This is a genomic window from Zobellella aerophila (assembly GCF_039539325.1).
GTDB lineage: Bacteria > Pseudomonadota > Gammaproteobacteria > Enterobacterales > Aeromonadaceae > Oceanimonas > Oceanimonas aerophila.
In genome coordinates this window covers 282,624-307,078 of the sequence record NZ_BAABCX010000001.1, presented here as the reverse complement: position 1 = coordinate 307,078, position 24,455 = coordinate 282,624, and the positions used below count along the sequence as shown (strand labels likewise).

Annotated in this window: 23 protein-coding genes and 1 pseudogene; 9 read left to right on the top strand and 15 right to left on the bottom strand. The window is 62.3% G+C overall.

Annotated features, from left to right (window positions below; all coding sequences use genetic code 11):
• The first annotated feature begins 99 nt into the window (after positions 1-99).
• Positions 100-459 (top strand): rhodanese-like domain-containing protein, encoded by a 360-nt coding sequence (locus ABD806_RS01460; RefSeq protein ID WP_344954008.1) that lies wholly within the window; start codon positions 100-102, stop codon positions 457-459.
• Positions 460-484: 25 nt separating this feature from the next.
• Here the strand turns inward: ABD806_RS01460 and ABD806_RS01455 are convergent, their stop codons facing one another.
• Entirely contained in the window at positions 485-2,218 is a 1,734-nt protein-coding gene (locus tag ABD806_RS01455) for a potassium/proton antiporter (protein WP_344954006.1), read from the bottom strand.
• Between the two features lie 298 nt (positions 2,219-2,516).
• On the opposite strand from ABD806_RS01455, the pseudogene ABD806_RS01450 reads away from it, so the two are divergent.
• From ABD806_RS01450 to ABD806_RS01440, 3 genes and pseudogenes are all read left to right on the top strand, one after another.
• Positions 2,517-2,702, top strand: a pseudogene (locus ABD806_RS01450) (antibiotic acetyltransferase); the annotation flags it as partial.
• Positions 2,676-3,071 (top strand): cell wall hydrolase, encoded by a 396-nt coding sequence (locus tag ABD806_RS01445; RefSeq protein WP_344956400.1) that lies wholly within the window; start codon positions 2,676-2,678, stop codon positions 3,069-3,071. The pseudogene ABD806_RS01450 and the gene ABD806_RS01445, both read left to right, overlap by 27 nt.
• A 211-nt stretch (positions 3,072-3,282) precedes the next feature.
• Entirely contained in the window at positions 3,283-3,765 is a 483-nt protein-coding gene (locus ABD806_RS01440; RefSeq protein ID WP_344954004.1) for a GNAT family N-acetyltransferase, read from the top strand.
• Between the two features lie 62 nt (positions 3,766-3,827).
• Here the strand turns inward: ABD806_RS01440 and ABD806_RS01435 are convergent, their stop codons facing one another.
• Positions 3,828-4,181: a DUF1428 domain-containing protein gene (locus ABD806_RS01435; protein ID WP_344954002.1), complete on the bottom strand. Its 354-nt coding sequence runs from the start codon at positions 4,179-4,181 to the stop codon at positions 3,828-3,830.
• 346 nt (positions 4,182-4,527) lie between these two features.
• Here ABD806_RS01435 and ABD806_RS01430 point away from each other — a divergent pair, with 346 nt between their 5' ends.
• Positions 4,528-5,691, top strand: a complete 1,164-nt coding sequence (locus ABD806_RS01430; protein WP_344954000.1) for a Na/Pi symporter — start codon at positions 4,528-4,530, stop codon at positions 5,689-5,691.
• 49 nt (positions 5,692-5,740) lie between these two features.
• Here ABD806_RS01430 and ABD806_RS01425 read toward each other — a convergent pair whose 3' ends face one another.
• The 6 genes from ABD806_RS01425 to ABD806_RS01400 all read right to left on the bottom strand — a co-directional run bounded on the left by ABD806_RS01425 (position 5,741) and on the right by ABD806_RS01400 (position 10,813).
• The gene (locus tag ABD806_RS01425; protein ID WP_344953998.1) at positions 5,741-6,616 is read right to left on the bottom strand and encodes an EamA family transporter; all 876 of its coding nucleotides are present in this window, start codon (positions 6,614-6,616) and stop codon (positions 5,741-5,743) included.
• A gap of 102 nt (positions 6,617-6,718) precedes the next feature.
• Entirely contained in the window at positions 6,719-7,435 is a 717-nt protein-coding gene (locus ABD806_RS01420) for a helix-turn-helix domain-containing protein (protein WP_344953996.1), read from the bottom strand.
• Positions 7,436-7,601: 166 nt separating this feature from the next.
• Positions 7,602-8,183 carry a DJ-1/PfpI family protein gene (locus ABD806_RS01415; RefSeq protein WP_344953994.1) on the bottom strand — a complete coding sequence of 194 codons (582 nt, stop codon included), beginning with the start codon at positions 8,181-8,183 and terminating at the stop codon, positions 7,602-7,604.
• Positions 8,184-8,310: 127 nt separating this feature from the next.
• Positions 8,311-9,378, bottom strand: a complete 1,068-nt coding sequence (purK, locus tag ABD806_RS01410; RefSeq protein WP_344953992.1) for a 5-(carboxyamino)imidazole ribonucleotide synthase — start codon at positions 9,376-9,378, stop codon at positions 8,311-8,313.
• Positions 9,375-9,869, bottom strand: a complete 495-nt coding sequence (purE, locus tag ABD806_RS01405) for a 5-(carboxyamino)imidazole ribonucleotide mutase (protein ID WP_344953989.1) — start codon at positions 9,867-9,869, stop codon at positions 9,375-9,377. The genes purK and purE overlap by 4 nt, the downstream gene beginning before the upstream one ends.
• Positions 9,870-9,877: 8 nt before the next feature.
• A complete protein-coding gene (locus ABD806_RS01400; RefSeq protein ID WP_344953986.1) occupies positions 9,878-10,813 on the bottom strand; it encodes a sodium-dependent bicarbonate transport family permease in 936 nt (311 codons plus the stop codon).
• A gap of 179 nt (positions 10,814-10,992) precedes the next feature.
• Here ABD806_RS01400 and ABD806_RS01395 point away from each other — a divergent pair, with 179 nt between their 5' ends.
• The 3 genes from ABD806_RS01395 to ABD806_RS01385 are packed head-to-tail and all read left to right on the top strand — an operon-like array spanning position 10,993 to position 13,248.
• A complete protein-coding gene (locus tag ABD806_RS01395; protein WP_344953983.1) occupies positions 10,993-11,970 on the top strand; it encodes a LysR family transcriptional regulator in 978 nt (325 codons plus the stop codon).
• 28 nt (positions 11,971-11,998) lie between these two features.
• A complete protein-coding gene (locus ABD806_RS01390) occupies positions 11,999-13,021 on the top strand; it encodes a DUF2157 domain-containing protein (RefSeq protein WP_344953980.1) in 1,023 nt (340 codons plus the stop codon).
• A gap of 44 nt (positions 13,022-13,065) precedes the next feature.
• Positions 13,066-13,248: a YbhB/YbcL family Raf kinase inhibitor-like protein gene (locus ABD806_RS01385; RefSeq protein WP_344953977.1), complete on the top strand. Its 183-nt coding sequence runs from the start codon at positions 13,066-13,068 to the stop codon at positions 13,246-13,248.
• A 245-nt stretch (positions 13,249-13,493) separates the two neighbouring features.
• Here ABD806_RS01385 and ABD806_RS01380 read toward each other — a convergent pair whose 3' ends face one another.
• From ABD806_RS01380 to ABD806_RS01350, 7 genes are all read right to left on the bottom strand, one after another.
• Positions 13,494-14,696, bottom strand: coding sequence for a 3-oxoadipyl-CoA thiolase (locus ABD806_RS01380; RefSeq protein WP_344953974.1), 1,203 nt, complete (start codon positions 14,694-14,696; stop codon positions 13,494-13,496).
• Positions 14,689-16,233, bottom strand: coding sequence for a 3-hydroxyacyl-CoA dehydrogenase (locus ABD806_RS01375; RefSeq protein ID WP_344953972.1), 1,545 nt, complete (start codon positions 16,231-16,233; stop codon positions 14,689-14,691). The genes ABD806_RS01380 and ABD806_RS01375 overlap by 8 nt, the downstream gene beginning before the upstream one ends.
• A 1-nt stretch (position 16,234) precedes the next feature.
• Entirely contained in the window at positions 16,235-17,005 is a 771-nt protein-coding gene (locus ABD806_RS01370) for an enoyl-CoA hydratase (RefSeq protein WP_344953969.1), read from the bottom strand.
• A gap of 113 nt (positions 17,006-17,118) precedes the next feature.
• Positions 17,119-19,083, bottom strand: coding sequence for a TRAP transporter permease (locus ABD806_RS01365; protein WP_344953966.1), 1,965 nt, complete (start codon positions 19,081-19,083; stop codon positions 17,119-17,121).
• A 105-nt stretch (positions 19,084-19,188) separates the two neighbouring features.
• On the bottom strand, positions 19,189-20,319 hold the full coding sequence (locus ABD806_RS01360) for a TAXI family TRAP transporter solute-binding subunit (RefSeq protein WP_344953963.1): 1,131 nt from the start codon (positions 20,317-20,319) through the stop codon (positions 19,189-19,191).
• Positions 20,320-20,357: 38 nt separating this feature from the next.
• The gene (locus tag ABD806_RS01355) at positions 20,358-21,539 is read right to left on the bottom strand and encodes a CaiB/BaiF CoA transferase family protein (protein ID WP_344953960.1); all 1,182 of its coding nucleotides are present in this window, start codon (positions 21,537-21,539) and stop codon (positions 20,358-20,360) included.
• On the bottom strand, positions 21,536-23,293 hold the full coding sequence (locus tag ABD806_RS01350; RefSeq protein ID WP_344953958.1) for an acyl-CoA dehydrogenase family protein: 1,758 nt from the start codon (positions 23,291-23,293) through the stop codon (positions 21,536-21,538). The genes ABD806_RS01355 and ABD806_RS01350 overlap by 4 nt, the downstream gene beginning before the upstream one ends.
• Before the next feature lie 154 nt (positions 23,294-23,447).
• On the opposite strand from ABD806_RS01350, the gene ABD806_RS01345 reads away from it, so the two are divergent.
• Positions 23,448-24,350 (top strand): LysR family transcriptional regulator, encoded by a 903-nt coding sequence (locus ABD806_RS01345; protein WP_344953955.1) that lies wholly within the window; start codon positions 23,448-23,450, stop codon positions 24,348-24,350.
• Positions 24,351-24,455 lie beyond the last annotated feature (105 nt).

The window sequence follows — 24,455 nt, the reverse complement described above, 5'->3', positions numbered from 1 at the left end:
CCCGACTGCGGCAAACCCTGTCTCCCCTCCCCAATTTCGGTTCGAAATCTCGGCCACGGCTGGGTTACACTCGGGTTATCGACAACCGGAGGAAGTGACATGTATTCGTGGATATCCGCATTATTGCTCTTGTGCCTAAGCTCGCTGGCCTGGGCCGGCGACGAGATCTGGATTGATGTGCGCAGCACAGAGGAATTTCAGCAGGAGCACTTGGTCGGGGCCATCCATATTCCCCATACCCAGATAGCCAAAGGCATCAGCAAGCGCTACCCGGACAGGAATACGCCGCTCAACCTGTATTGCCGCAGCGGCCGTCGCTCGCAGCTGGCGACCGAGGCACTGCAGGCCCTGGGTTATACCAAGGTGGTGAACAGGGGCGGGCTCGAGCAGCTGAAACAGGCGGGCATGCCCACCGAGGGCAGCCTGGTCAACGCAGAGGCCCTGGCCACCCAGCCCTAGACGGGATGGCCTCCGCCCCCGGGGCTCAGTCCCCCGGCTTGTCGGTTTCCTGCTCCCGCAGGCCGACCTTCAGTATTTGATCGCCATCCACATCGGCCACCGTCCAGACCATACCGTAACGAGCGAAGTGATCCCCGACCACCGGGTGACCGCTGTTGTGGCGCTGCATAAACTCCGCCAGGGTCAGCCCCGCCTCACTGTCATCCACATCCACCCCGTACATCAGCGCCACATCTTGCATGCCGGCCTTGGCATCCAGGATAAAGTCGCCGAAGAAGGCGCGGGCCTTGCTGCGCGCCGCATCCAGGTCGCCGCCGAACATATTGTTCAGGGTCTTCAGGTGGTTGCTGCGACCGATGACACACAGGGTGTCATTTAACGCCAAACGAGTACTGCCCGACGCCGGCAACAGGTATTCTCCCCTGAACACCGCCGCCACCCGGCAGTGGGGCGGAAACGTCAGCTGACGCACCACCACGCCGTCGATGGACTCGCTTTCTACCCGGTAGAGGAACATCTCGAAATCATCTTCGGAGAAGATCCCCAGCATGGAGCGGCGTTTGGGGGCGGGTTCTGGCGGCACCTCCAGATCCAGCAGCCGGGCGACCCGCGGCAGGCTGGAGCCCTGCACCAACAGTGAAATCAACACCACGAAGAAGGCCACGTTAAACAGCATGCCGCCTTCGGGGATCCCCGCCATCAGCGGAAAAATCGCCAGCACTATGGGCACCGCCCCCCTGAGCCCGACCCAGGAGATAAAGCCCAGCTCGCGTACGTTGAACCGGAAAAACGGCAGCAGCGAGGCGAGCACCGCCAGCGGCCGGGCGATAAAGATCAGCGCCAGGGCGATCAGGGTGGCGGGTATGGCCATGGCCCACATCTCCGTTGGGGAGATCAACAGGCCCAGCACCAGGAACAGGCCGATCTGGCTCAGCCAGGCCATGCCGTCAAACATCGGCAGGATCGACTCCATATGCCGCAATCGGGCATTGCCCAGCACCAGTCCCGCCAGGTAGATGGCCAGGAAACCGCTGCCCGACAGGCTGGCGGTCAGCGCAAACAGCGCCAGGCCGAAGCCGGTCACCAGGATCGGATACAAACCGGCGGCCAATTCGACCCGCTTGATCAGATGGATCAGCAACCAGCCACCGAGCAGGCCGGCCACCGAGCCGATACCGAACTGCATCAGCAAAAACACCAGCGCATCGGCCAGGCCTTCCACCTCGCCGGTGATCATGCCGATCAGCGTCAGGGTCAGGAAGATGGCCATGGGATCGTTGGTGCCCGACTCTATCTCCAGGGAGGCGGCGACCCGCTGGTTGAGGTGCACGCCCTTGCCGCTGAGCATGGAAAATACCGCCGCCGCGTCGGTCGAGCCGACAATGGCGCCGAGCAGCAGGCCGTGCAGCCAGCTTAAATCCAGGATCCACACCGCCAGCAGCCCGGTCACCCCGCTGGTGATCAGCACCCCCAGGGTGGCCAGGCTCAGAGCCGGCCGCAGGCCCACGCGGAAGGTTTCCATGCGGGTGCGCATACCGCCATCGAGCAGGATGATCGCCAGCGCGAGGTTGCCTATACCATGGGCCAGGGCATAACTCTCGAATTCTATGCCGCCCGGGCCGCTTTCACCCGCCAGCATGCCTATAAACAAGAAGATCAATAAGATAGGAATACCGGAGCGGGCCGACAGCAAGGTGGCCAGCACACTCAGACACAGTAAAACCCCGGAGAGCAAAAACAGATGTTCAATATTCGTCAAAGGAAATTCCGGCAGGGTTTGAGCTTTTAAGTATGAAAGTTATATCACATTTCCCCCCTCCAGATGATAGTGAATTTTTATTTAAAAAAAACCTATATATATGCAAAGAGGTCGACGGCGCCTACCCGACCCATCGCCCTCTGCTGCCGTATCGCAAAATGTGCATTTGGTCATTGCTTCCCATAGCAGATAACCAGAATGGTTTCAAACGAAAATCAATCCGGAACGCGCTTATCCGGTGATTGCAACGGGCGGCGGCACTGCCCACGATGGCCCTTGATGACAGCGGATCAGCACCATGAACAACTATTTCAGCAGCCCCTTCAAGGGCATTCCCCTTGCAGAGCAGGTGACCAATCCCAATATCCGGATCGGTCGCTTCAGCTATTATTCCGGCTATTACCACGGCCATTCGTTCGATGATTGCGCCCGCTACCTGATGCCCGACCGGGACGATGTGCACAATCTAATCATCAGCAGCTTCTACTGGGAGGCCAGGAGCGAGGAAGCTGCCGGCAAGAAAGCCATCGCCAATGTGATGATGAACCGGCTGGGCCATGAGGGCTTTTCGAACACCATTTGTAACCTTGTCACGCAAGGCCGCGAACAGGGTGCCTGTCAGTTCTCCTGGTGGTGCGACGGCCTCCCGGATGACGCAGGAGAGGATGAATCCTATGCGTTCGCCCAGGAAATAGCTCGAAAAGCCCTCAATCGGCAACTCCGGGACAGAACCGGTGGCGCCTTGTATTTCCATCAGCGTAACGTAACCCCCGCCTGGTCTGCGGAATACATCAAGACAGTCGAACTCGGCGAGTTTATCTTCTACAAGCCTCGGGACGGTGCGGCACAATAACCTATGCATGCAGCTCGGCTTCATTTGCAATCTATCATTCCGATAAGACCATGCTAACGGATAACGACTTAACAAGCTGACGGTGGCTATCACCCGGCACGCCTGAATAACGAAATGAGCTGACGCCTGTCGGCCAACAAAACCGGCGAACGCATCCCTCGAACCGGAGGGGTATAATGATCGTCGCCCACTATCACCAGAACGCGAGTAGATGATGCTTATTACCGCCATTACCGATGCCGCCTGGCCGCAGATTATGCACATCCAGTCCGAGTCTTATCAGGATGTGGTGCCGGAGAGCGAAGCCGTGCTGCGCAGCAAATGGCACGCCTCCCCCGCCACCAGCCTGCAGTGTGTCAACGGCCAAGGCAGGGTGCTGGGTTATCTGCTCAGCCACCCCTGGCCGCACCAGACACTGCCGGCGTTGCATCGGGAATATCAGATTGACGGCCCCTGCAGCTCCCTGTACCTGCACGATCTGGCGGTCAGCCAGCATGCCCACGGCATGGGGGTGGGTCAGCGGCTGGTGGAAGCCTTGTTGCACAGGGCCCGCGCGGCCGGGCTTGAGCGTATAGAGCTGGTATCGGTGCAGGGTTCGGAAGGCTTCTGGACCCGCTTTGGCTTTAACCCGCGGCCCCAGGCCGAACTGTGCAGCAGTTACGGCGAGGCCCGGGCCATGCGGCTGAACCTGTAACAGGCATGGCGAGCATATCGCAAACACCCCGGGCACTTGCCGCCGGGGGCGCCTTGCATACGCTATTCGTCCACCACCATGGCAAATCCGCCGTAGATCAGCCGCTTGCCGTCGAAGGGCATGGGCTTAGCCTCGGCCTGCAGGCGCGGATCCTCCATCACCTTGGGCATGGCCCGGTCGCGCACCTCGCGGGAAGGCCACAGGATCCAGGAAAACACCACGGTTTCGTCCTCCCGGCATTTCACCGCCATCGGGAAGGAGGTGAGCTTGCCTTCCGGTACGTCATCGCCCCAGCATTCCACCAGTTTCAGGGCGCCATGCTCCTTGAACACCAGGGCTGCGTCCCTGGCATAGCGAATATACAGCTCCTTGTTTTTGGTGGGCACCGCGGCCACGAATCCATCTACGTAGTTCATGATAATGCTCCTCTTTAATCAGCCCTTGGCGGCAACGTGCGCACCGGGCGTACCTCTATGCTGCCCAGCCGGGCAGGCGGTATCCGGCTTCCTCCGCCAGCTCAACATCCCCAGCAGCCGCAGCACCCGGCGGCAATGCTGCTGATAAAGGGCATTAAGTGTGTCGATGACATCCGTAGCAGAGCCCACTCCACAGGGGGGAGTTTTATTCTAGGCCACATGACGGGATTCTGATGGCGATGAAGCCGTTCATGGGCTCCATTCATTGTCATAAAACTGTCGTATTGTAATAAAACCGTCATATTTACTGGGCATAGTGGCGCCAACTTTGAGATGAGGATGCATTATGAGCCTTGAATCCACCGCCATTCCCAGGCCCGCCAGTGAGAGCAGCGCCCAGTCCAACTGGTTGTCCTGGCTGCTGGTTTCATTCCTGATTTATGTGCTGCTGGCCGCCGTGGGCGCCATCGGCGCCGGCTTCAAGGCCGCCGCCGGCAGCAATGCCCAGGAGCTGTTTGCCTTCGCCTCAAACCCGGCCATCGCGCTGATCATCGGGGTAGTGGCCACCGCCCTGATCCAGAGCTCCAGCACAGTCACCTCCATCATCGTCGGCATGGTCGCCGGCGGCTTGCCGATTGCCATCGCCATTCCCATGGTGATGGGCGCCAATATCGGTACTTCGCTCACCAGCACCCTGGTCAGCCTGGGTCATATTCGCAATGGCGAAGAATTCAGGCGGGCCTTCTCCGCCGCCACCGTGCATGACAGCTTCAATATCCTCGCCGTCGCCATACTGCTGCCGCTGGAGCTGTTGTTCAGCCCCCTGGCCACCGCCTCCGAGTTGCTCGCCGGCCTGCTGGTCAGCGACACCAGCGTCAGCATGAGCGGCATGAACTTTATGAAAGTGCTGCTCTCGCCCGCCTCCGATGTACTGAAGGCCAGCGTGGCCTGGCTGCCCGGCATCTGGTCCGGCGTGGCGTTGATCCTGATCGGCATCGGCCTGATCCTGCTGGTAGTCACTCAGATAGGCAAGGTGCTGCGCACCCTGATGGTGGGTCGCGCCATGAACATACTGCACACCGCCGTGGGCCGTGGCCCCGCCTCGGGCATGGCTTCCGGCACCCTGATCACGGTGCTGGTGCAGTCGTCCTCCACCACCACTTCGCTGATCGTGCCCCTGGCCGGCACCGGGGTATTTTCCCTGAAGCAGGTGTATCCCTTCATCCTGGGCAGTAATATCGGCACCACCATCACCGCCCTGCTGGCCGCCACCGCCATCAACGGTGCCGCGGCCACGGTGGCGCTGCAAATCGCCCTGGTGCATCTGCTGTTCAACCTGCTGGCGATCGGCCTGATCTACGTGCTGCCGGTGCTGCGCCAGCTACCGGTGCGCATGGCCGAGACCCTGGCCAGCCAAGCCCAGCACAACAAAGGCTATGTGGTGGCCTATATCGGCGGCGTCTTCTTCGCCCTGCCGCTGATGATGGTCGGCGTCAGCCGGCTGCTCTAAGGCTTCCCCTCGCCGGCTGCCTTCGACAATATCAGCGAAGGCAGTCGTCTCACCCGGAGACATCCCCCTCCTTTACCGCCGCCGGCAAACGCGGCTTGAAGTTGGCCACCCCGGCTCCCAGCATGATCAGCACCAACGCCACGCCCGTGGCCAGCCGCCAGTCATTGACTCCCGCCAGCACCAACACCACGGACGACAGCAGCGGTGTGGCGAAGCTTAAGGAAGCCAGCAGTGGCCGGTTGCCCTGCTTCAGGCCCCGATCCCACAGGTAGAAGGCGCCGCCCACCGGGCCCAGCCCCAGCAGCAGTGCGCCCAGCCCTTCCAGGGCCGAGAACGACCAGTGCCCCCGCTCGGTGGCCAGGTGCACCAGCAGCGACAACAGAGCCACCGCCAGCGACACCCAGCCGATGTCCTCGACCTTGCCCCGGGAGCGGGACAAATGCCAGGAATAACCGGCCCAGAGCAGCGCACAGCACGACGCCAGCCCGTAGCCCACCAAGGTGCGACTATTCAGGACAGTCTCACCGGAGGGAGCAATCAGCATCGCCACCCCGCCGAAGCCGAGCAGGCCCCCCAGGGCGGCGAGATGGCGCCGCCCTGATCCGGCCACCAGCAGGCTGAGCAGCAGCGGCCACAGATACACGATCAGGCTAACCTCCAGTGCTGGCGCCCGTTTCAGGGCGGCAAAGTAGCACCAGTGAAAGCCGAACAGGCCGGTGATGCCTACCAGCCACTGACTCGGGCTCAAGGCGGGCCGACTCAGCAACGGCCGCTTCCGCAGCGCTCGCCCCGTGAACATCAGCAGCGCCGAGATGCTGAAACAGATAAAAAGCAGCTGAAAAGCTGGTATGGCGGTGGTGAGGGCACCCAGCAGCGCCAGCAGGCTCCACAGGCTGATTGCCATTACTCCTTGCAATGTAGCCATAACTCTTTCCTCGATAGACATGTATGGCTGCAGAGTATATCGGGTAATGGTCCATTCGATTGTGCCCAAAGGCCGGCAGAGTTGCCCGGGAGGGTGCTTTGCTCAGCGCAGTCGGCGCGGCGGCAGGCCGAAATGGGCGCGAAAGCGGCGGCTGAATGCCGAGGCATTCTGAAAGCCCACCCGTTCGGCGATGATGCCGATGGGAATATCGGTAAAGGCCAGCAGCGACCGGGCCTTCTCCATGCGCAGCCGGAGCAGGTACTGGCCGGTGCTCATGCCCAGCTGTTGTTTGAACAGGCTCTTGTACTGGCTGACACTCAGGAAACTGACCGCCGCCAGTTCGTTCAGGCTGGGGGTGTGCGCCAAGTCCTGCTTGAGATGCTGCACCGCCCGCTGCAGACGCGGGTCCAGCCGAGGTTGCCAGTCCTGCGCCTCCAGCAGCTGGTAGAACAGTCGGCCCATGTCCCGGGCCAGGTCCGGGTTGCTCTGCTGCTGCAACTGGGCTTCCACAAACTTGCTGTAGCGCTGCAGGCCCGCTGGCAGTTCCACAAAGGGGGTATCGAGCCGCTGCATGCCGGCGGGCAACACAGGCAAGTCCACCACCAGGAAGCGCGCCTGCCGCTCGGCGGCAAAGCTGTGCAGTTCGCCTGCCGGGATCACCACGCATTGGGACGGCCCCACCCGCCCGCGCTGCCCAGCCAGCTCGATACGGATGTGCCCCCGCAACGGCAGCACCAGCTGCGCATAGGCGTGCCGATGGGCGCTCAGGGTCAGGGTGTAGGAACGGATGGAAAAACCGGGTTCGGGCGCGACTGCCAAGGGGACTTCCTCGAAAGATGGATATCGGCCCAGTCAGACTAAGGCCAGCCACGCGCTTTGCCAACCCTTATGGCAATGGTGCTTGCGGGGCTGAAGGCACACTCTCAAGGTCACGGAGGAAGATTGTTGCACCATCTCCCACCGGAAAGGGTGGGAGGCAACGGCATCAGGGGGTAATTCGGGTTCCCAGCACCTGCAAGAAGGCTGCCAGCCAGGCCGGGTGCGCGGGCCAGGCGGGCGCCGTGACCAGATTGCCGTCCACATGGGCCTGATCTATCGGGATCTCTTGCCACTCGCCACCGGCCAGGGCCACCTCCGGCGCCACCGCCGGATAGGCGGAACAGCACTTGCCCTTGAGCACGCCGGCGGCGGCCAGTAGCTGGGGACCGTGGCAGACGGCGGCGATGGGTTTATCGGCAGCGGCGAAATGGCGCACCATTTCCAGCACCCTGGAATTGAGGCGAAGATATTCCGGCGAGCGACCGCCCGGCACCAGCAAGGCGTCGTACTCCGCCTCCTTGACCTCGTCGAAACTGACATTCAGGGTAAAGTTGTGGCCGTGCTTTTCGCTGTAGGTCTGGTCGCCCTCGAAATCGTGGATGGCGGTGCGTACCTGTTCCCCGGCCTTTTTGTCGGGACACACCGCATGCACCTGATGGCCGACCATGGCGAGCGCCTGAAACGGCACCATGACCTCATAGTCCTCGACGTAATCGCCCACCAGCATCAGAATTTTTTTCGCACTCATGTTCCCGTCTCCCTTAGGTAAAAAGCTTCCTAAAGATAGCAGAGAGTGACAGTCACAAGATGACGGCAAGATGATGTTTTGGATGAAAGGAGCCGGTTGCCCGGACACAGCCGGGCAACCGGTGGCATCAGGCCAGCTCGTTACCTATCCAGGCCAGCACTTCGCCGTAGTTGTCCGGCAGCAGAGGGTCCAGCTGGGCGAGGGCCTGTTTGATCTCGGCGGCGGTGCCCAGGCAGAAGTTGATATGCCCCACCTTGCGGCCGGGACGGACTTCCTTGCCGTACCAGTACAGTTCGGCGCCGGGTACCGACAGCCAGGCGTTGTCCCGTTCCACCCCCACCAGGTTGACCATGAAGCAGGTGTTTTTCACCGCAGGGGCAACCAGCGGTAAGCCGGCCACGGCGCGCAGATGGCTCTCGAACTGGCTGACATTGGCACCCGCCTGGGTCCAGTGGCCGCTGTTGTGCACCCGCGGCGCCAGCTCGTTGATCAGCAGGTGATCGCCGACCCGGAAACATTCCATGGCCATCACCCCCACATAGTCGAGGGAGTCCATCAGCTTGCCCAGCATCTGCTCGGCTTCCGCCTGCAGAGGAGACAGCCGGGCCAGGGGCGCGACCGATGCCAGCAGTATGCCGTTGACGTGCAGGTTGAGGGTAAGCGGGTAAAAGAAGCACCGGCCATCGTCGCCGCGCATGCCAACCAGGGACACTTCTTCATCGAAATTGATGGCCTGCTCTGCGATGCAGTGATCATGCCAGCCCTCGGGCACGGCGCTCTGCTCGGCAGCCTTCAGCCAGTGCTGGCCCCGGCCGTCATAACCGCCGCTGCGGCGCTTGAGCAGCACCCGCTCGCCCAGCGCCTGGTGCAGCTCGGCGGCGTCCATCTCATCCTCCACCAGGCGCCAGGGCGCGGTGGCCAGGCCCAGCTTGTCGATCAGGCTCTTCTGGCTGAAACGATCGGCCAAGGTGGGAAAAGTCCCCAGGTTGACGAAGCCCGGGTGGCTGGCCAGCTGGCGAGTCGCCGGGGTATCGGGCCATTGCTCCCGTTCGGCGGTCACCTGCTCATGGGGCTGCAACGGCAGAGTATCCTGCGATTCGATATCGACCGGGCAGACCTGCAGATCCAGCGGCATGCCCGCATGAACCAGCATCTGACCCAGCTGGCCGGCACCCAGTACCCAGATACGACTCATGCTTCCTCCCGTGGATCCGCCTGCTCCAGCACGGCATCGGTCTGCTCTTTACGGAAGGCTTCCAGACGCGCGGCCAGGGCCGGATCATTGTTGGCCAGGATCTGGCAGGCCAGCAGGCCGGCATTGAAGGCGCCGGCGGTGCCGATGGCCAGGGTGCCCACGGCGATGCCCTTGGGCATCTGCACGATGGACAGCAGGCTGTCCATGCCGCTCAATGCCTTGCTTTGCACAGGAACACCCAGCACCGGCAGCCGGGTCTTGGCGGCGACCATGCCCGGCAGGTGGGCGGCACCGCCGGCACCGGCGATAACCACTTCAAAGCCGCGGTCGACCGCCTGCTCGCCGAATTGCATCAGTTTGTCCGGGGTTCTGTGGGCCGACACCACGTCCACGACATAAGACACCTGCAGCTTATCCATGATTTCTGCGGCGGCCTGCATGGTGGGCCAATCGCTTTTCGAGCCCATGATGACGGCGACTTTTGCTTGCATGACAACTCCTAGTAAACAACATTCAAGATTTGGTGGTACAGGGGGATGCCCAGTATAACATTAAAGGGGAAAGTCACCGCTAGTGCCGCCAACATCGCCAGGCCAATATCCGCCTCTTTTATCGCCCCGCCGATGGCGGCCGGTGCCGCTATATAGGAGGCGCTGGCGGTCAGGCCGGTCAATATCAGTGCCGTCCCCAGGGGTAAACCCAGCGCGGCACTGGCCAGGATGCCGATCAGTGACAACCCCAGGGGGGCGATGACGGCAAACAGCATCAGCCGCCAGTGTCGCCAGGGTACTGGCCTCAGGGCCTTGGCGGCGCACAACCCCATCTCCAGCAAAAACAGCGCCAGCAGGCCCTTGAATACGGTCAGGAACAGGGTACTGACCGGGGCCGCCTCGGGCCCGTAAAAATAACCGATCAATACCCCTCCAGTCAGTAGCACTACACCCCGGCTGGTCAATGCCTCATGCCAGATATGGCCGTTCGATGCCGCGGATTGTCGCCCGGACAACCGCTTATACAGATAGATGGCCACCACGATGGCGGGCAGTTCGAGCAGCACCAGATAGAGGGTGGTTTGGGGCGAAATCGTCATGCTCCGGCTTTCAACATAGGCGAGGGCCACGGCAAAGGTGCCGGCGCTGACCGAACCATAATGGGCGGCTATACTGGCGCTGTTGGCCGGGTCCAGGCGCAGCAATCTGCGGCACAGGGGATAACACAGCAGCGGGATCAGCACCCCGAGTCCGGCTATCACCAGCAGTTCGGGGACCAGCCGCCAGCTCATATGGCCGTGCAGGGCCAGGCCGCCCTTGAAGCCGATGGTCAACATCAGCAATATACTCAGGGTGTCGTAGGCGGCCTGCGGAACCTTGAGATCCGACTTGGCGAGCCCGGCCACCACCCCCAATGCAAAAAACGCCACTACGATATCCGGCATGTCTGTATCCTGTTCTTTTATATACGTTATCAGAAGGCCCCCGGGCTCCCCACTCGGGTAATGACAGGATGTCATCAACCCGTGCCGGGCCCGGCCGGCCAAATTACGGCGGACATTGTTGCGCCGACCCGCTATAGTTACCAATAAATGTTAATAACAATCACTATAGATAATCATCTATGAATATCCGCCATCTCACCTTCCGCCTGTTACAGGTCTATGTGGCCGTGGTCCGCCTGGGCTCCATTTCCAGGGCGGCCGACCAGCTACACCTGACCCAGCCGACCGTATCCCAGCAGATCAAGCGTCTGAGCGAAGCGATCGGCGAGCCCCTGCTGGATATCAAGGACGGCAAGCTCGGTCCGACCCAGGTTGGCACCGAGTTGTATCATGCGGCCCTGGATGCCCTGTCCCGCTTTGATGATTTCGGCAGCTTCCTGAGCGATGCCCGCCAGGGCATTCGCGGCAGCTTCAGCATCGGCGTGGTCACCACCGCCAAATACATACTTCCCCGCCTGCTGGGGCCCTTTAACCGCCACTTTCCCGGGGTCGAGGTCACCATCCATGTGGGCAACCGGGGTCATATCCTGCAGCGGCATCAGCACCAGCAGGACGACCTTTACCTGTTCAGCCATCCGCCGGCGGGGGAGCACACCCTGAGCGGCCGCTTTATCCGCAACCCGCTGGTACTGATAGCGCCGGCGGATCACTGGGCCGCCTACCGGCCGCCAAGCCGCTTTAGTGAGCTGCTGCAGGAGCGGTTTTTGCTGCGCGAGCCCGGCAGCGCCACCCGCATGGTGTTTGAAGAGTGGCTCAGGGAGCGAAACCTGCAGCTGACCCGGCTGATGCAGATAGAAAGCAACGAGGTGATCCGCATGAGCGTGGAGCAGGGATTGGGGTTGGCGGTGCTGTCCGAGCATACCCTGGCCGAAGGCCGGCAGCAGCTGGCGGTGCTGGCACTGGACGAATTTCCGCTCCACAGCCACTGGTACCTGGTCTGTCACAAAAACCGCCGGCTTCCCTATGCAGCCGCCAACTTTGTGCACTATATCAATGATAATCTGGCGCTCTGCATCGACCCGCGTTATATCCGCAACGAGCTGGAGCTCATGCTGGCGCATATCGCCGGACAAAGCAGCAAGTCCGCCCCCCCCTGATCAGGGTGACAACGCAGGACCCGACCCTATGCATCTGGACAAACACAAGCTGAACCGCGCCGCCGACCGGGGCCTGCTGCGGCCCGAACAGGTCGAGCCCCTGTGGCGTTTTTTAACGGCGCAGGATCCGCGGCAGGCCCGGTTTCAGTTTTCCCATATTCTCTACTATCTGGGCGGGCTGATGGCCATCGGCGCCATGAGCCTATTCATGACCCTGGGCTGGCAGCAGTTTGGCGGCTGGGCGCTGGTGACCATAGGCCTGTTGTACGCGCTGACCGGGCTAGGACTGACCGAGTGGTTCAGGGCCCGCCGCCTGTTTATCCCGGCGGGTATCTGTGCCGCCCTGGTGGTGGTGCTCACTCCCCTCACCCTCTACGGTTGGCAATACGCCCTGGGCTGGTGGGAGCCCGGCCGTCCTTATCCGCTGTTGTTCGGCTCGGGCCACTGGCGCCTGCTCTCCCTGGAACTGGCGACCCTGGCCGTTGCCGCCATCATGCTGTGGCGTTACCAACTGTCGTTCCTGGTGTTGCCCCTGGCCGCCGCCCTCTGGTATTTCGTCCTGGACACCGGCGCCTGGTTGCTGGACGAACGCCTGGAGGTACAACGGTGGACCTCGCTCTGGTTCGGCCTGCTGATGACCGCCGCGGCCATCCGGGTCGAGCTGGCCGCGGGCCAACGCCAGGACTTTGCCTTCTGGCTGTATATCTGGGGAGCCACCGCCTTCTGGGCCGGGCTGAGTCTGATCCAGCTGGACGGAAATGAACCGCACCCCGGCTATCTGGCACTTAACCTGCTGATGATCCTGCTCGGTACCCTGTTAGTACGGCACGTGTTCGTGATGCTGGGCGGCCTGGGCACCGCCTGGTATCTGGGGTATCTGGCCTACGAGGTATTTGCAGACAGCCTGCTGTTCCCGCTGGCACTGACCGCCATCGGCCTGGCGATGATGGGGCTCGGCATCCTCTGGCAACGTCACCAGCGGCGACTGACCGAACGACTGCAACGGCACCTGCCCGCAGAGTTACGCGAATTGCTGGCGAGGCGGGATTAGTGGACGGGCAGCCGATTGGCGTTGCCGCTGTGCCTATATCGGATATGGCCAGAGCACACCAAATAGCCAGGGGCTCGCTGCGTGACCAGGGTGATCGGCGGCAAGGCAATGCCTTGACGAAAAAGCTGGAATTGTCCGACAATCCCTCCGGGGCGCTGGTGGATTACATGGTGAATACGCACTCGCTGGGTTCGAGCACCATAGAGGCGTTATACCGGCGCGATTAACCCAAACCGCCTGAACCGGCTCACGAAAAACTACCGGGCCTTCACTCCGACCGGCCCGGCAGTTTTTACGCCCCGATGCGTGCTACCCCCTCCCCGGTCGCTTCTTCAATCGCTCAGCCCAAACGCCCGCCCTAATTGCGCCCATTTGGACACGCCGGCTGGCGTGTTGCACATGTTCAAAATTTGCACATATCAATATGCCTCAACCGGCTTAGTTGCCGGTTGGATAGAAGGGTCCGGATACATCAAACGCATTCAATCACAACCGCGATTCCCTGCCCCAAACCGATGCACATGGACACCAACGCGTAACGCCCACCGCTCGCTTCGAGCTGACGCAGCGCGGTCAGGGCAATGCGGGCGCCGGAAGCACCGAGGGGGTGGCCGATGGCGATGGCGCCGCCGTTCGGGTTGAGACGGCAGTCGGCCGGATCCAGAACGAGCTGCCTGGCACAGCCAAGCACCTGGGCCGCGAACGCCTCGTTGAGTTCGATCACGTCCATATCGGCCAGCGTCAGGCCGGCGCGGTCCAGCGCCTTGCGAATGGCCGGCACCGGCCCGAGCCCCATCAGCCGGGGTTCGACGCCAGCCACCGCTGCCGCCAGCAGCCGCCCGCGTGGGGCCACACCCGCCTGCTCGCCAATCGCCCGGCTGCCCAGCACCAGAGCCGCGGCGCCGTCATTGATGCCGGAGGCATTGCCGGCGGTAACCACCCCGCCCTCCTCGAGCGGGCGCAGCCGCGCCAGGCTCTCGAGCGTGGTGTCGGGACGCGGATGCTCATCGCAAACGACATCGAGCGCTGGCTGTTTGCGTCCCTGAGGCACAGATACAGCCATAAGCTCGCCGGCAAAGAAGCCCTGCTGCTGGGCCTTGCCATAGCGGCCCTGGGATGTCTGTGCGAAGCGGTCGCATTCTTCACGCCCAATGCCCAACTCCCACGCCACGTTGTCAGCGGTCTGCGGCATGCTGTCACTGCCGAAATCACGCAGCACCGCCGGATTCGGAAAACGGGCACCGATGGTCGAATCGTACAGCTCGGTGCTGCGGCTGAAGGCCGTTTCGGCCTTGCCCAGTACCAGTGGCGCTCGGCTCATGCTCTCGACGCCACCGGCGATGAACAGCTGGCCTTCGCCACAGTGGATGGCCCTGGCCGCATCGACGATTGCCGCCAGGCCGCTGCCACAAAGACGGTTGACCGTCTGGCCGGCAACTCCAACCGGCAGCCCTGACACCAGGGAAGCCATGCGGGCAACGTTGCGCGCATCCTCGCCGGCCTGATTAGTGCAGCCGGCGATCACGTCTTCGTACTGCTCCGGTTCGAAGGCGTTGCGCGCCAGCAACCGGGCGATCACCTGGCCCAGCAGATCGTCGGGGCGGACCGGTGAAAGCGCGCCGGCATGGCGGCCAAAGGGGGTACGGAGACCGTCGTAGATATAAGCGTCAAGCATGTTGAAATTCCTCTGTGGTCAGTGAAAGTCCCAGTCGGACACGACGTTGCAGCCAGGGGCTGGGGCGATAACGGGGGTCGCCATAGAAGCGATAAAGTCCTTCCAGCAGCTCGAGCAGCCGGGACGGTCCAAGCCGGTCACCCAGCGCCAACGGCCCCTGCGGGTAACCCAGGCCGAGTTCCACCGCGCGATCGATATCGGTGGGGGTTGCGATGCGCTGCTGGGCGATCTCACAGGCGATATTAACGATCACCGCCAGAATGCGCGGCGCCACGAAGCCGGGGCTGTCGTTGATTAGGGTCACCGGCACGCCATCTAGGCCGAGCAATGCCAAGGCCAGTTGCTGGTACCCGGTCGCGGTCGCCGGGTTGCACATCAGGGTGCGTCTCCCCTTGAGCCCGAACAAGGTATCAACGGCCAGGGTCCGGGCCGGATCGAGCCCTTCGTCCAGCACTGCCCCGGTACAGTCCTGGTACAGCGGAGTCACCAGACAGAGCGCCTGTGCCGAAGGGCGTTCGCCGTTCTCTAGCCTCGCGCCCGCCTGCTCCAGCAGTGCCCGCAGGGTTGCCACCGCCTCGGGGTGACGCTGGCTGACCCAGACCGGCCGGCCCGAAAGCTGATCCAGGGTGGGCACAGGTGGCTCCGGCAGCAGCTGCTGCTGGCCATCGTTATAGCAATAAAACCCCTGGCCGCTTTTGCGTCCGAGTAATCCGGCATCGCGTAGCTGGCGTGTACTCAGGCTCGGACGAAAGCGCGGCTCCTGATAGTACTGGTCATAAACCGACTCCATCACTGCCTGAGTAACATCGAGACCGACTAAATCCATCAACTCAAAGGGACCGAGACGAAAACCCGCGCTGCCGGTCATGACCCGATCGATGTCGTGAACGCCGGCAATCCCTTCTGAAAGAATACGGCTGGCCTCGGTGCCGAAGCCCCGCCCGGCATGGTTGACCAAAAAGCCGGGCGTATCGCTGGCGCGCACCACTGTATGGCCAAGTCGCCGGCCCAGCGCCAGCATTGCCTCGACCACCGGCGGGTCTGTGCGTACGCCGGGTACCACCTCAACCAGTTTCATCAGCGGCACCGGATTAAAGAAATGGAAGCCGATCAGGCGCTGCGGCCGCCGGCAACCGGCGCCGATCAGGGTCACCGACAGCGACGAGGTATTGGTAGCGAGCACGCAGTCGTCCCGCACCAGCTCTTCAAGCCGGGTAAACAGTTGTCGCTTGACGTCCAGCTGTTCAATGATGGCCTCGACCACCACATCACAGTCAGCCAGGGCCTCTAGCCCCGACACGGCCCGGAGATCGCGCTGAGCCCGTTCGAGCTCCTGCGAGGTCATGCGCCCCTTGGCGACCGTCCGCTCCAGCATCTGTATGACGAAGGTTTTCGCCTCCTCTGCCGCACCCTCGCGGCTGTCGCACAGCAACACTTCAAGACCGGCGGCCACCGCAATCTGGGCGATTCCCCGCCCCATTGCGCCGCAGCCGACGATGCCCAGCCGCAGCTGGCTTTGTTCCGGAGAAAACGTCATCTCAACGCCCCTCGTAACGGGGATGACGCTTCTCGATGAAGGCACGCATCCCCTCCTTTTGATCACGGGAATCGAACAACAGCTGGAACGCCTTGCGCTCCAGCATCAGCGCACTGTCCAGCGACGCATCCTGGCCGGCCAGCACCACCTCCTTGATCTGCTGCACTGCCAGCGGCGGCATGGCGGCAATCTCGGCGGCCATCTTCAATGCCACCGGCAGCACCTCTGCGTCCGGCACCACTTCGCTCACCAGGCCCAGCCGCCCGGCGTCGGCAGCCTCGATTGGCCGCCCGGTCAGCAGCAGTTGCATGGCCTTGTATTTGCCCAGCACCCGGGTCAGGCGCTGAGTGCCGCCGGCACCGGGCATGATGCCGACGCGCACCTCGGGCTGGCCGAAACGGGCACTCTCGCCGGCCACGATGATGTCGGCGTGCATCGCCAGCTCACAGCCACCACCCAGGGCGAAGCCGTTCACCGCGGCGATCACCGGCTTCGGACAGCGGGCGATCGCCTGCCAGCAGGGGTGGCTGCTGTTACGCAGCATCTCGATGGCGCCCTGGTCGATCATTTCCTTGAGATCGGCGCCGGCGGCGAACACCTCGGACCCGCCGGTGAGGATGATGCAGCGCACGTCCGGGCGCATCCCCAGGGTGTCGAACTGATGTGCCAGCCGCTGCTTGAGGGACTGGCTCAGGGCATTTCTGTGCTCCGGCCGGTTGAGTCGGAGCAACACGATGCCCTCGCCCCGCTCCTCGACGATGATTTCGCTCATAATGGTATCCATTTAAAGTTGAGTGAACCCGCAACCGACGGCCAAGCCATCGGTTGGGTCACTCGTAAACCAAAGAAAAAACGGCTCTGTTACATGTGATACTGAAGCCTGACTCAGGCGTTTTTGCCTGGTGTAATGGCTGCTCGCTGGCCGCCACAATGGTTAGATCGCAACCAGTGGCCGATATAGATCAGCGCCACCAGTACAACGCCGGCCAGATCGCTGAAAGGTTCGGGATAAATGAGTGCCATGCTGGCCAGCGCCGTCAGGGTTCTCAGTGGCCAGCCGAGCAGGCCGACGCGATAGAGATATCCCTCCAGCGCCGACGCTGCGAGCCACATCGCCATCATCGCGGTGGCGGCGGCGAACAGTATTTGACCGAGCTCGCCTTGCAGCACCAGTGCCGGATTGATGACAAACACGAAGGGCAGCACGAACAGGATACTGCCTAGACGCATGGCGAAAATGCCGGTCTTGCCGGGTTTGGCGTCGGCGATCCCCGCGGCGGTAATCGCGGCCAGCGATACCGGCGGTGTTATATAGGACAGCATGCCCCAGTAGAGGATGAACAGATGGCTTGCCAGCGGGTTCAGCCCGGCTTCCACCAGCGCCGGTGCCAGCAGGATCGACAGGAAGATATAGCAGGCACTGACGGTCATCCCCATGCCCAGAACGAAGCTGGTGATGGCCCCGGCCGCCAGCATCAGTGGCACGCTACCGTCAGCATATTGCAGCAGTTCCCGGGCAAAGGCGCCGGCTACGCCGGTATAGGACAGGCCGCCGACCACCAGGCTGATGCCGGCCAGGATCGCCACCAGATTGGCGACACTGCTGGACAGCTCATGCAGCAGTTGCAGTCCACGCTTGAGATTCAGTCGCGAGCGGCGCCTGAACGAGGCGATGACCAGAAGCACTACAGTAGCATAGTAGGGTGCGTAGGATTCCAGGCGCATGAACAGCAGCATGTAGATCAGCATGCCGAGGCTGAACAGATAGGGCCAGCCATCCTTGAGGGTGGCGCCCAGCTTCGGGATCTCCGAGGCCGGCAGTCCCTTGAGCCCCTTGCGCGCAGCATAGTTGTCGACCTGGAACAGCAGCGCCAGGTAGAACAGCACCGCCGGCAGGAAGGCCGCAATCATCACATCCGCATAGGCAACTCCGAGGAAGGAGGCCATGATAAAGGCTACTGCTCCCATCACCGGCGGCATCAGGGTTCCACCGGTGGAGGCACAGGCCTCAATGGCTGCGGCGTAGTGGGCCGGATAGCCCGACTTCTTCATGGTCGGGATGGTGATGGTGCCGGTGGTGAGGATATTGGAAATGACGCTGCCGGACAGGCTGCCCATGATGGCGCTCGACAGCACCGCAACTTTGGCCGGGCCGCCGCGACTGCGTCCCATCAGTGCGATGGCCAGCTCCATGAAAAAGCGGCCGCCGCCAGTCACGGTCAGGGCGGTGCCGAACACCACGAAGCCGATCACCAGATTGGCGACCACCTGCATCGGTATGCCGATGACGCTCTCCATGCCGATGACATGAGAGCGGATCAGGTCGCCGAAGCCAAATCCGGTGCCCCAGAGCAGGCCCGGCATGTGTTCGGCGAACAGCGGATAGGCGCCGAAGAACAGCGCCACCGCCAGCAACAGCCCGCCGCCGCAGCGCCGCACCCCTTCAAGCACCAGCAGCAACATCACGCCGGAGGCGACCGTCGCGGCGGTGGGCGCGCTGTATTCCCAGCCTTCCTGGATAATCCTCTGCCCATTGATGCCGAGGTAGGCCGCCGCCGTCAGCGCCGCCAGCGCCAGCATCCAGTCGTACCAGGCGGCCGAGCGGCCGGTGTCGCCACGGGCAGGAAAACAGAGGAAGGCTGCGGCCAGGAACAGGCCGATCAGATAGTAGAGGAAGGAGTTGCCCAGGGGCTGGAATCCCAGCAGCCCGAGGTTGAACGTCTGGTTGATGGTAAGCAGGAGGCCCGCCGCACCAAGGCAAAGCACGGCGCCATGGGCCATCCCCTGCATCCTGCCATTGCGGCTATCCGGGGACTCCTTCCCGGTGGTGGCTTCAGCTGTTGAAGACATGACTCAATCACTCCATTTGTTGTTTTGGCCGGTCAATCATACGCCGGACTCAAGTCAGGCAGAGCAGTCAGCTCCCCACCATCGGGGAGCTGACAGAGCAGAGGGTCAAAGGGCGGCCACCGCCTCTGTGCGATGACGCTCCCAGATGGCGGCAAACTCCTCATCGCTCTTGCCATCCGCCTCGGCCAGGGCCTGCTCCCAGGCGCCGCGCAACGCCTCGAGGCGTGCCAGGCGGGCATCGTTCCAGGCCTGGGCCTCATCGGTCCAAATGCCCTTCTCCTTCAGGTAGCGAATGGCGCCTTCGTGGAAGGGCACATCGATCGGCGGCGTGCCGGCACCGTCAAGAGACCAGCGCGACATCGACGAGGTGGCCTTGCTATAGAGACCGTAGGTGTTGTCGAGCGCCTTGATAAAGTTGTAAACCTCGTCGGCACCCCGATCTGCCATGGTCACCAGCACCGGATAACGCCAGGCCAGCATGTTCACCGGCTGCTCCTCGGACAGGCCGGCGCCGATGGTTTCCGGATAAGACTTGAAGAAGGGTGCCACCTGTTTGACCCGCTCCCAGCCGTCCTTATCGTCGACCGGGATATCCACCCAGTGAATGCCCCGCGGCGACTCCGCCAATTCGTACAGCTGACTGGTGGTCGGGGTGGTACAGGCGGCGTCGGCCTGGTTCTGCGCCAGCGAACTCATCGCCGCCGAATAGGTCGGGAACATGCGGATATCGACATCCTCGCGTGACAGCTGTCCGAAGGCGAGCAAAGCATCACACTTGACGTTGAGCGAGGGGTTGCCGACCACATAAGCGACCCGCTTGCCCCTCACGTCATCCAGGCTGTGGATGCCGGCATCGGCAGCGGTGACCAGGCCGGTCGTCGTGGGACGCCCACCCAAGGTACGCAGATTCTGCGGCCCCCAGTGGCGATCGGCAAAATCGTAGGTGCCTTCCGACGAGAAGAAGGATTCGGTAGCGAGGAAGCCGTATTCGGCCTGGCCGGACACCAGCAGTTGCAGGCGGCCAATCGGCGAGCTGGACGGGCGAATCCGCACCCGGGTGCCATATTCCTTGCCGAAGGCATCGGCGATGGCGGAAGCATCAGCATAGCCGGCCGAACCGACGTCGTAGGAGGTCCACATCATACTCTTCGGCAAATCCTGGGCCTGGGTGCCTGCTGCTGCCAGCAGCAGCGACAGGGCCAGACTGCGGCACGTGATGGATTTGATAGTAACCATGGTTCTGTTCTCTCGTTGTTATTGATGGCTTTTTGTTGTCAGAGCGAATCCGGTGCGACACCGCTTTCGCGTAGCGCCCGTATCTGGTTTTCGTTCAGGCCCAGCTCGGCGAGGATCTCTGTTGAATGTTCAGCGAAAGCCGGTGGCACCCGACGGTAACTGGCTGGAGTGCGCCCCAGTTTGACCGGCGTGCCGGTCCCCTTGTATGCCCCGATCTCGACCAGCATGCCACGATGAGCCGTATGGGGGTGGCGCAGCACCTCATTTGCCCCCAGCACCGGTCCGCAGGGCACACCGGCACGGATCAGTCGCTCGGCGATCTCGCTACCGCCATGCCGGCTCAATGCTGTCTCAAGTGCGATGCGCAGCTCGGCACTATGTGCCAGTCGGCTACCGTTATCCTGAAAACGTGGGTCTTCAAGGATCTCCGGACTTTCCAGCACGGTGCACAACTTAGCGAACTGGGCGTTATTGCCCACCGCCAGGAAGATATTCTGGGTCGCCGTGGCATAGGCATCATAGGGGGCGATATTCGGATGGGCATTGCCCATACGCTGCGGCTCGGCCCCACCGGCGAACACATTGGGAAAATGCGGATGCATCAGCGCCAGCGCCGAGTCGAATAATGCCGCCTCGACGAATTGCCCTTCGCCACTGCGAGTACGCTCGTGTAATGCCAGGGTGATGCCGGCAACCGCGTTGAGTCCGGTCACCATATCGACCAGCGGCAGGCCGACCCGCAGCGGATCGCCACCCTTTTCACCGTTAACACTCATCAGTCCCCCCATTGCCTGGGCCACCGCATCGTAGCCGGGCAGGCCGCCGAGCGGGCCATCGGCACCGAAGCCGCTGATCCGGCAATGGATCAGCCGGGGGAACAACCGGTGCAAGCGTTCATAGCCGATGCCCCATTTTTCCAGCGTGCCGGCTTTGAAATTTTCCACCAGCACATCGGCGTCTGCCAACAACTTCAACAGCACTTCCCGTCCCTCTTCGTGGCGTAAATCCAACGCGAGTCCACGCTTGCTGCGGTTCAACCCCTGGTAGTAGGCAGCAGAACCATTGATGAAGGGAGGTCCCCAGCCACGGGTTTCGTCGCCGGCCGGCGGTTCTATCTTGATCACATCGGCGCCATGGTCACCCAGCAACTGGGCACAATAAGGACCGCCGAGCACCCGGCTCAGATCGATGACGCGGAGTCCGTCCAGTGCGCTACTCATGAGAGCACCTCCTCGGCCTGCGGTTGAGCGGAGGGACAGAGTTCGAGCGCCTGCTCCAACCCCAGGCTTTGCTCGTCGAGCAGTGCCTGGACCAGTGCCGCATCGGCCGGCCGGCTCGAGCCGAGCGGGTCGCGCGGCAGCAGCTTGTGGCCGATCACCAGGTGGGCCAGGGCCAGCCGCCGCCAGTTGCCGCCCATCTTCGAGGCTTCCCAGGCCAGGAACACTGTCGAAGTGATGTTGTAGAGCGTTCCGGCAATCTGACGCACATCACTGTCGTCGGCGTCAACGTCCGCCTGCCCGAGCGCGCGCCCGGCAACCCGGTCGACCAGGGAGGTGAGCAGCAGGCTGCTGTGTTCGGGCAACGCAGCCTCGTCGAGCAGCGCGTGCAGGTAGCGTTGTAGCACCGGCAGCGTGCCTTCGCGGCGGATGGCACGGAACACATCAAGCGCGACAATATTGCTGGTTCCCTCCCAGATCGACCCCAGATGGGCGTCGCGCAGCACCCGGGCGTCGGACCACTCCTCGATATAACCACAGCCACCACGCACTTCCATGCCATCGCCGGCTACCTTGCGGGCGTCGCGGGTGGTGCGGAACTTAATCAGTGGGGTCAGGATGCGCATCAGCTTGGCGGCATCGGTATCACCACCGTCGGCACGCTTCAGGCAGTCCGCGGTATGGAACACCATGCTACGGCCCTGCTCGGCGCTGACCATCATCTTGATCAACTGGCGCTGCATCAGAGGCAGCTCGATCAGGCGCTTGCCGAAGGCGCTGCGATGGCGGGCGATAAACAGCGCCTCGTTCAGCGAACGGCGCATCAGGCCGGAAGAGCGCACACCATTGGAAAGCCTGGACGAATTGATCATGTCGGCCATGTGCTTGAAGCCCTTGCCTTGCTCGCCGACGACATAGGCCTCGGCCCCTTCGAGCAGGATCTCGCCGCTGGCCATCGAGCGGGTACCGAGTTTGTCCTTAAGACGGATGATGCGGTAATGGTTGAGGCTGCCGTCGGCCAGCCGGCGCGGCAACAGGAACAGCGTCAGGCCACGGATGCCCGCTTCGGCACCAGCCGGGCGTGCCAGCACCATCGCCAGCTCCGCGTCCGGGTTGGAGCAGAACCACTTGTCGCCATAGAGTCGCCAGACTCCGTTCTCGAGCCGCGCCTCTGTGGTGGTGGCACCTGTGTCGGAGCCGGCGTCCTGCTCGGTCATGAACATGGCGCCCTGGTAAAGGTCGTCAAAGTCCAGGGAGGTCAGCGGGCCGATGAATCGCTCGACCAGCTCCGGTGTACCGAACTTGCGCAATGTCCGGGTCAGGGAGTCGGTCATACTGACCGGGCACATCAGGCCGAATTCGGCCTGAACGAAAAGATAGGTCAGACCATACTTGACGATTGGCGGCAACCGGTCGTGCCAGCCGAAAACGCCGGACCGATGCGACATCGCCGCCAGGCCGAACTCGGAGAGAGCATACTGCTCCAGCCGGCGGTAAGCCGGATGCTTGTCGATCTGCTGTAATTCGCTGGCGTTACGCGCTCGCAGCCTGAGAGTTGGCGGATTCTTGTCGGCGGTCAGGGCCAATTGTTCGAGCTCATCGCCGACCAGGGCGCCGAGTTCGCTCAGGCGCGGCTCGACATGCTCGACTAGCTCATCACTGGCGTAGAGCCGCAGCAGGCGGGCGAACTCCGGATCCGTCGCATAGGCATTATGGCCCCGGCTGTCGGGTATATTGCGATGAATGTCAAAGGACATGATTACCTCCGTTCGTTATGGCTTTGTTGTTTTAATGTTATAGAAGCCCGGAGGTAGCGCCCAATACTATATAAATGGCCAACGATACACTTTTCTGAATGATTGATATACTCTCCGAACCCCGTAACAGAATCCCACCATCACAGAGGTCGTTATGGCGTTAACGTTGAGGCAATTGCGCTATTTTTTGGTGCTGTCCGAAGAGCTGCATTTCGGCAATGCCGCCCATCGCCTGCACATTTCCCAGCCGCCGCTGAGCAACAGCCTGCGGCAACTCGAAGAGGCGCTTGGGGTGCAGCTGCTGGAGCGGGACAGCAAGCATGTCGCCCTCACCCGAGCCGGCAAGCTGTTCCAGCGCCAGGCGCGGCTGATGCTCGGCCAGCTCGACGATGCCCAGCAGATGATCCGGCGTGCCGCCGAATCGGAGTACGAAGTGGTTCGCATCGGCTCCACCCCGGCGATGATCTACCGCGGCCTGCCGCCGCTGCTGACGGAGTTCAAGGATCTCTATCCCGGCGTCGGCATCCAGCTGTTCGAGCAGTTTTCCCTCGACCAGGTAGAATCGGTCTGTCGCGGCCGCATCGATATCGGCTTTATCAACTCCATCCCGCTGCCGCCGGAAGTCGACTCACTGCCGGTCGGCGTCGACGAGTTCGTCTGCTGCCTGCCCGCCGACCACCCGCTCTCAAAGCGCAAGATCATCCACCTGCACGATATCGAGCATGAACCGCTTATCATGCTCAACAGCACGCTGGCACCACATTACTACCAGCACTTTCGTAATATCTTTCGCTCCAAGAATGTCGAATTCAGCGTCAAGCACGAGGCGTCCCACTGGCAGACGGTGGTCGCGCTGACTTCCTTCGGCATGGGCATTTCGCTGGTGCCGCAGTCGCTGGAATGGTCCGGCATGAAGAAGGTCCGCTTCGTGCCGCTGGCCGAGGTGGATACCCGCTACACCTCCTGCTGCATCTGGCTGCGCGACTCGAAAAGCCTGGGCAAGGACTTCCTGCTCGACTGTATCCGCACCCGCTTCGGTGGCGAGTTGTTTTCCTGAGAAGGATCGACCATTTTCAATAGCGGGCGAAAATGTTGCCAGCCGCGACCAACAGTTCGGGGTTGAGACCCGGCTCTCGGGTATGCTGCGCTATCCACCGCAGGT

Excerpts from the sequence above, each read along its gene's own strand:
- ABD806_RS01460 (WP_344954008.1), top strand. The coding sequence starts at position 100 with ATGTATTCGTGGATATCCGCATTATTGCTCTTGTGCCTAAGCTCGCTG.
- ABD806_RS01440 (WP_344954004.1), top strand. The coding sequence starts at position 3,283 with ATGATGCTTATTACCGCCATTACCGATGCCGCCTGGCCGCAGATTATG.
- ABD806_RS01435 (WP_344954002.1), bottom strand. The coding sequence starts at position 4,181 with ATGAACTACGTAGATGGATTCGTGGCCGCGGTGCCCACCAAAAACAAG.
- ABD806_RS01430 (WP_344954000.1), top strand. The coding sequence starts at position 4,528 with ATGAGCCTTGAATCCACCGCCATTCCCAGGCCCGCCAGTGAGAGCAGC.
- ABD806_RS01425 (WP_344953998.1), bottom strand. The coding sequence starts at position 6,616 with ATGGCTACATTGCAAGGAGTAATGGCAATCAGCCTGTGGAGCCTGCTG.
- ABD806_RS01415 (WP_344953994.1), bottom strand. The coding sequence starts at position 8,183 with ATGAGTGCGAAAAAAATTCTGATGCTGGTGGGCGATTACGTCGAGGAC.
- purK (WP_344953992.1), bottom strand. The coding sequence starts at position 9,378 with ATGAGTCGTATCTGGGTACTGGGTGCCGGCCAGCTGGGTCAGATGCTG.
- purE (WP_344953989.1), bottom strand. The coding sequence starts at position 9,869 with ATGCAAGCAAAAGTCGCCGTCATCATGGGCTCGAAAAGCGATTGGCCC.
- ABD806_RS01400 (WP_344953986.1), bottom strand. The coding sequence starts at position 10,813 with ATGCCGGATATCGTAGTGGCGTTTTTTGCATTGGGGGTGGTGGCCGGG.
- ABD806_RS01395 (WP_344953983.1), top strand. The coding sequence starts at position 10,993 with ATGAATATCCGCCATCTCACCTTCCGCCTGTTACAGGTCTATGTGGCC.
- ABD806_RS01390 (WP_344953980.1), top strand. The coding sequence starts at position 11,999 with ATGCATCTGGACAAACACAAGCTGAACCGCGCCGCCGACCGGGGCCTG.
- ABD806_RS01385 (WP_344953977.1), top strand. The coding sequence starts at position 13,066 with ATGGCCAGAGCACACCAAATAGCCAGGGGCTCGCTGCGTGACCAGGGT.
- ABD806_RS01380 (WP_344953974.1), bottom strand. The coding sequence starts at position 14,696 with ATGCTTGACGCTTATATCTACGACGGTCTCCGTACCCCCTTTGGCCGC.
- ABD806_RS01375 (WP_344953972.1), bottom strand. The coding sequence starts at position 16,233 with ATGACGTTTTCTCCGGAACAAAGCCAGCTGCGGCTGGGCATCGTCGGC.
- ABD806_RS01370 (WP_344953969.1), bottom strand. The coding sequence starts at position 17,005 with ATGAGCGAAATCATCGTCGAGGAGCGGGGCGAGGGCATCGTGTTGCTC.
- ABD806_RS01365 (WP_344953966.1), bottom strand. The coding sequence starts at position 19,083 with ATGTCTTCAACAGCTGAAGCCACCACCGGGAAGGAGTCCCCGGATAGC.
- ABD806_RS01360 (WP_344953963.1), bottom strand. The coding sequence starts at position 20,319 with ATGGTTACTATCAAATCCATCACGTGCCGCAGTCTGGCCCTGTCGCTG.
- ABD806_RS01355 (WP_344953960.1), bottom strand. The coding sequence starts at position 21,539 with ATGAGTAGCGCACTGGACGGACTCCGCGTCATCGATCTGAGCCGGGTG.
- ABD806_RS01350 (WP_344953958.1), bottom strand. The coding sequence starts at position 23,293 with ATGTCCTTTGACATTCATCGCAATATACCCGACAGCCGGGGCCATAAT.
- ABD806_RS01345 (WP_344953955.1), top strand. The coding sequence starts at position 23,448 with ATGGCGTTAACGTTGAGGCAATTGCGCTATTTTTTGGTGCTGTCCGAA.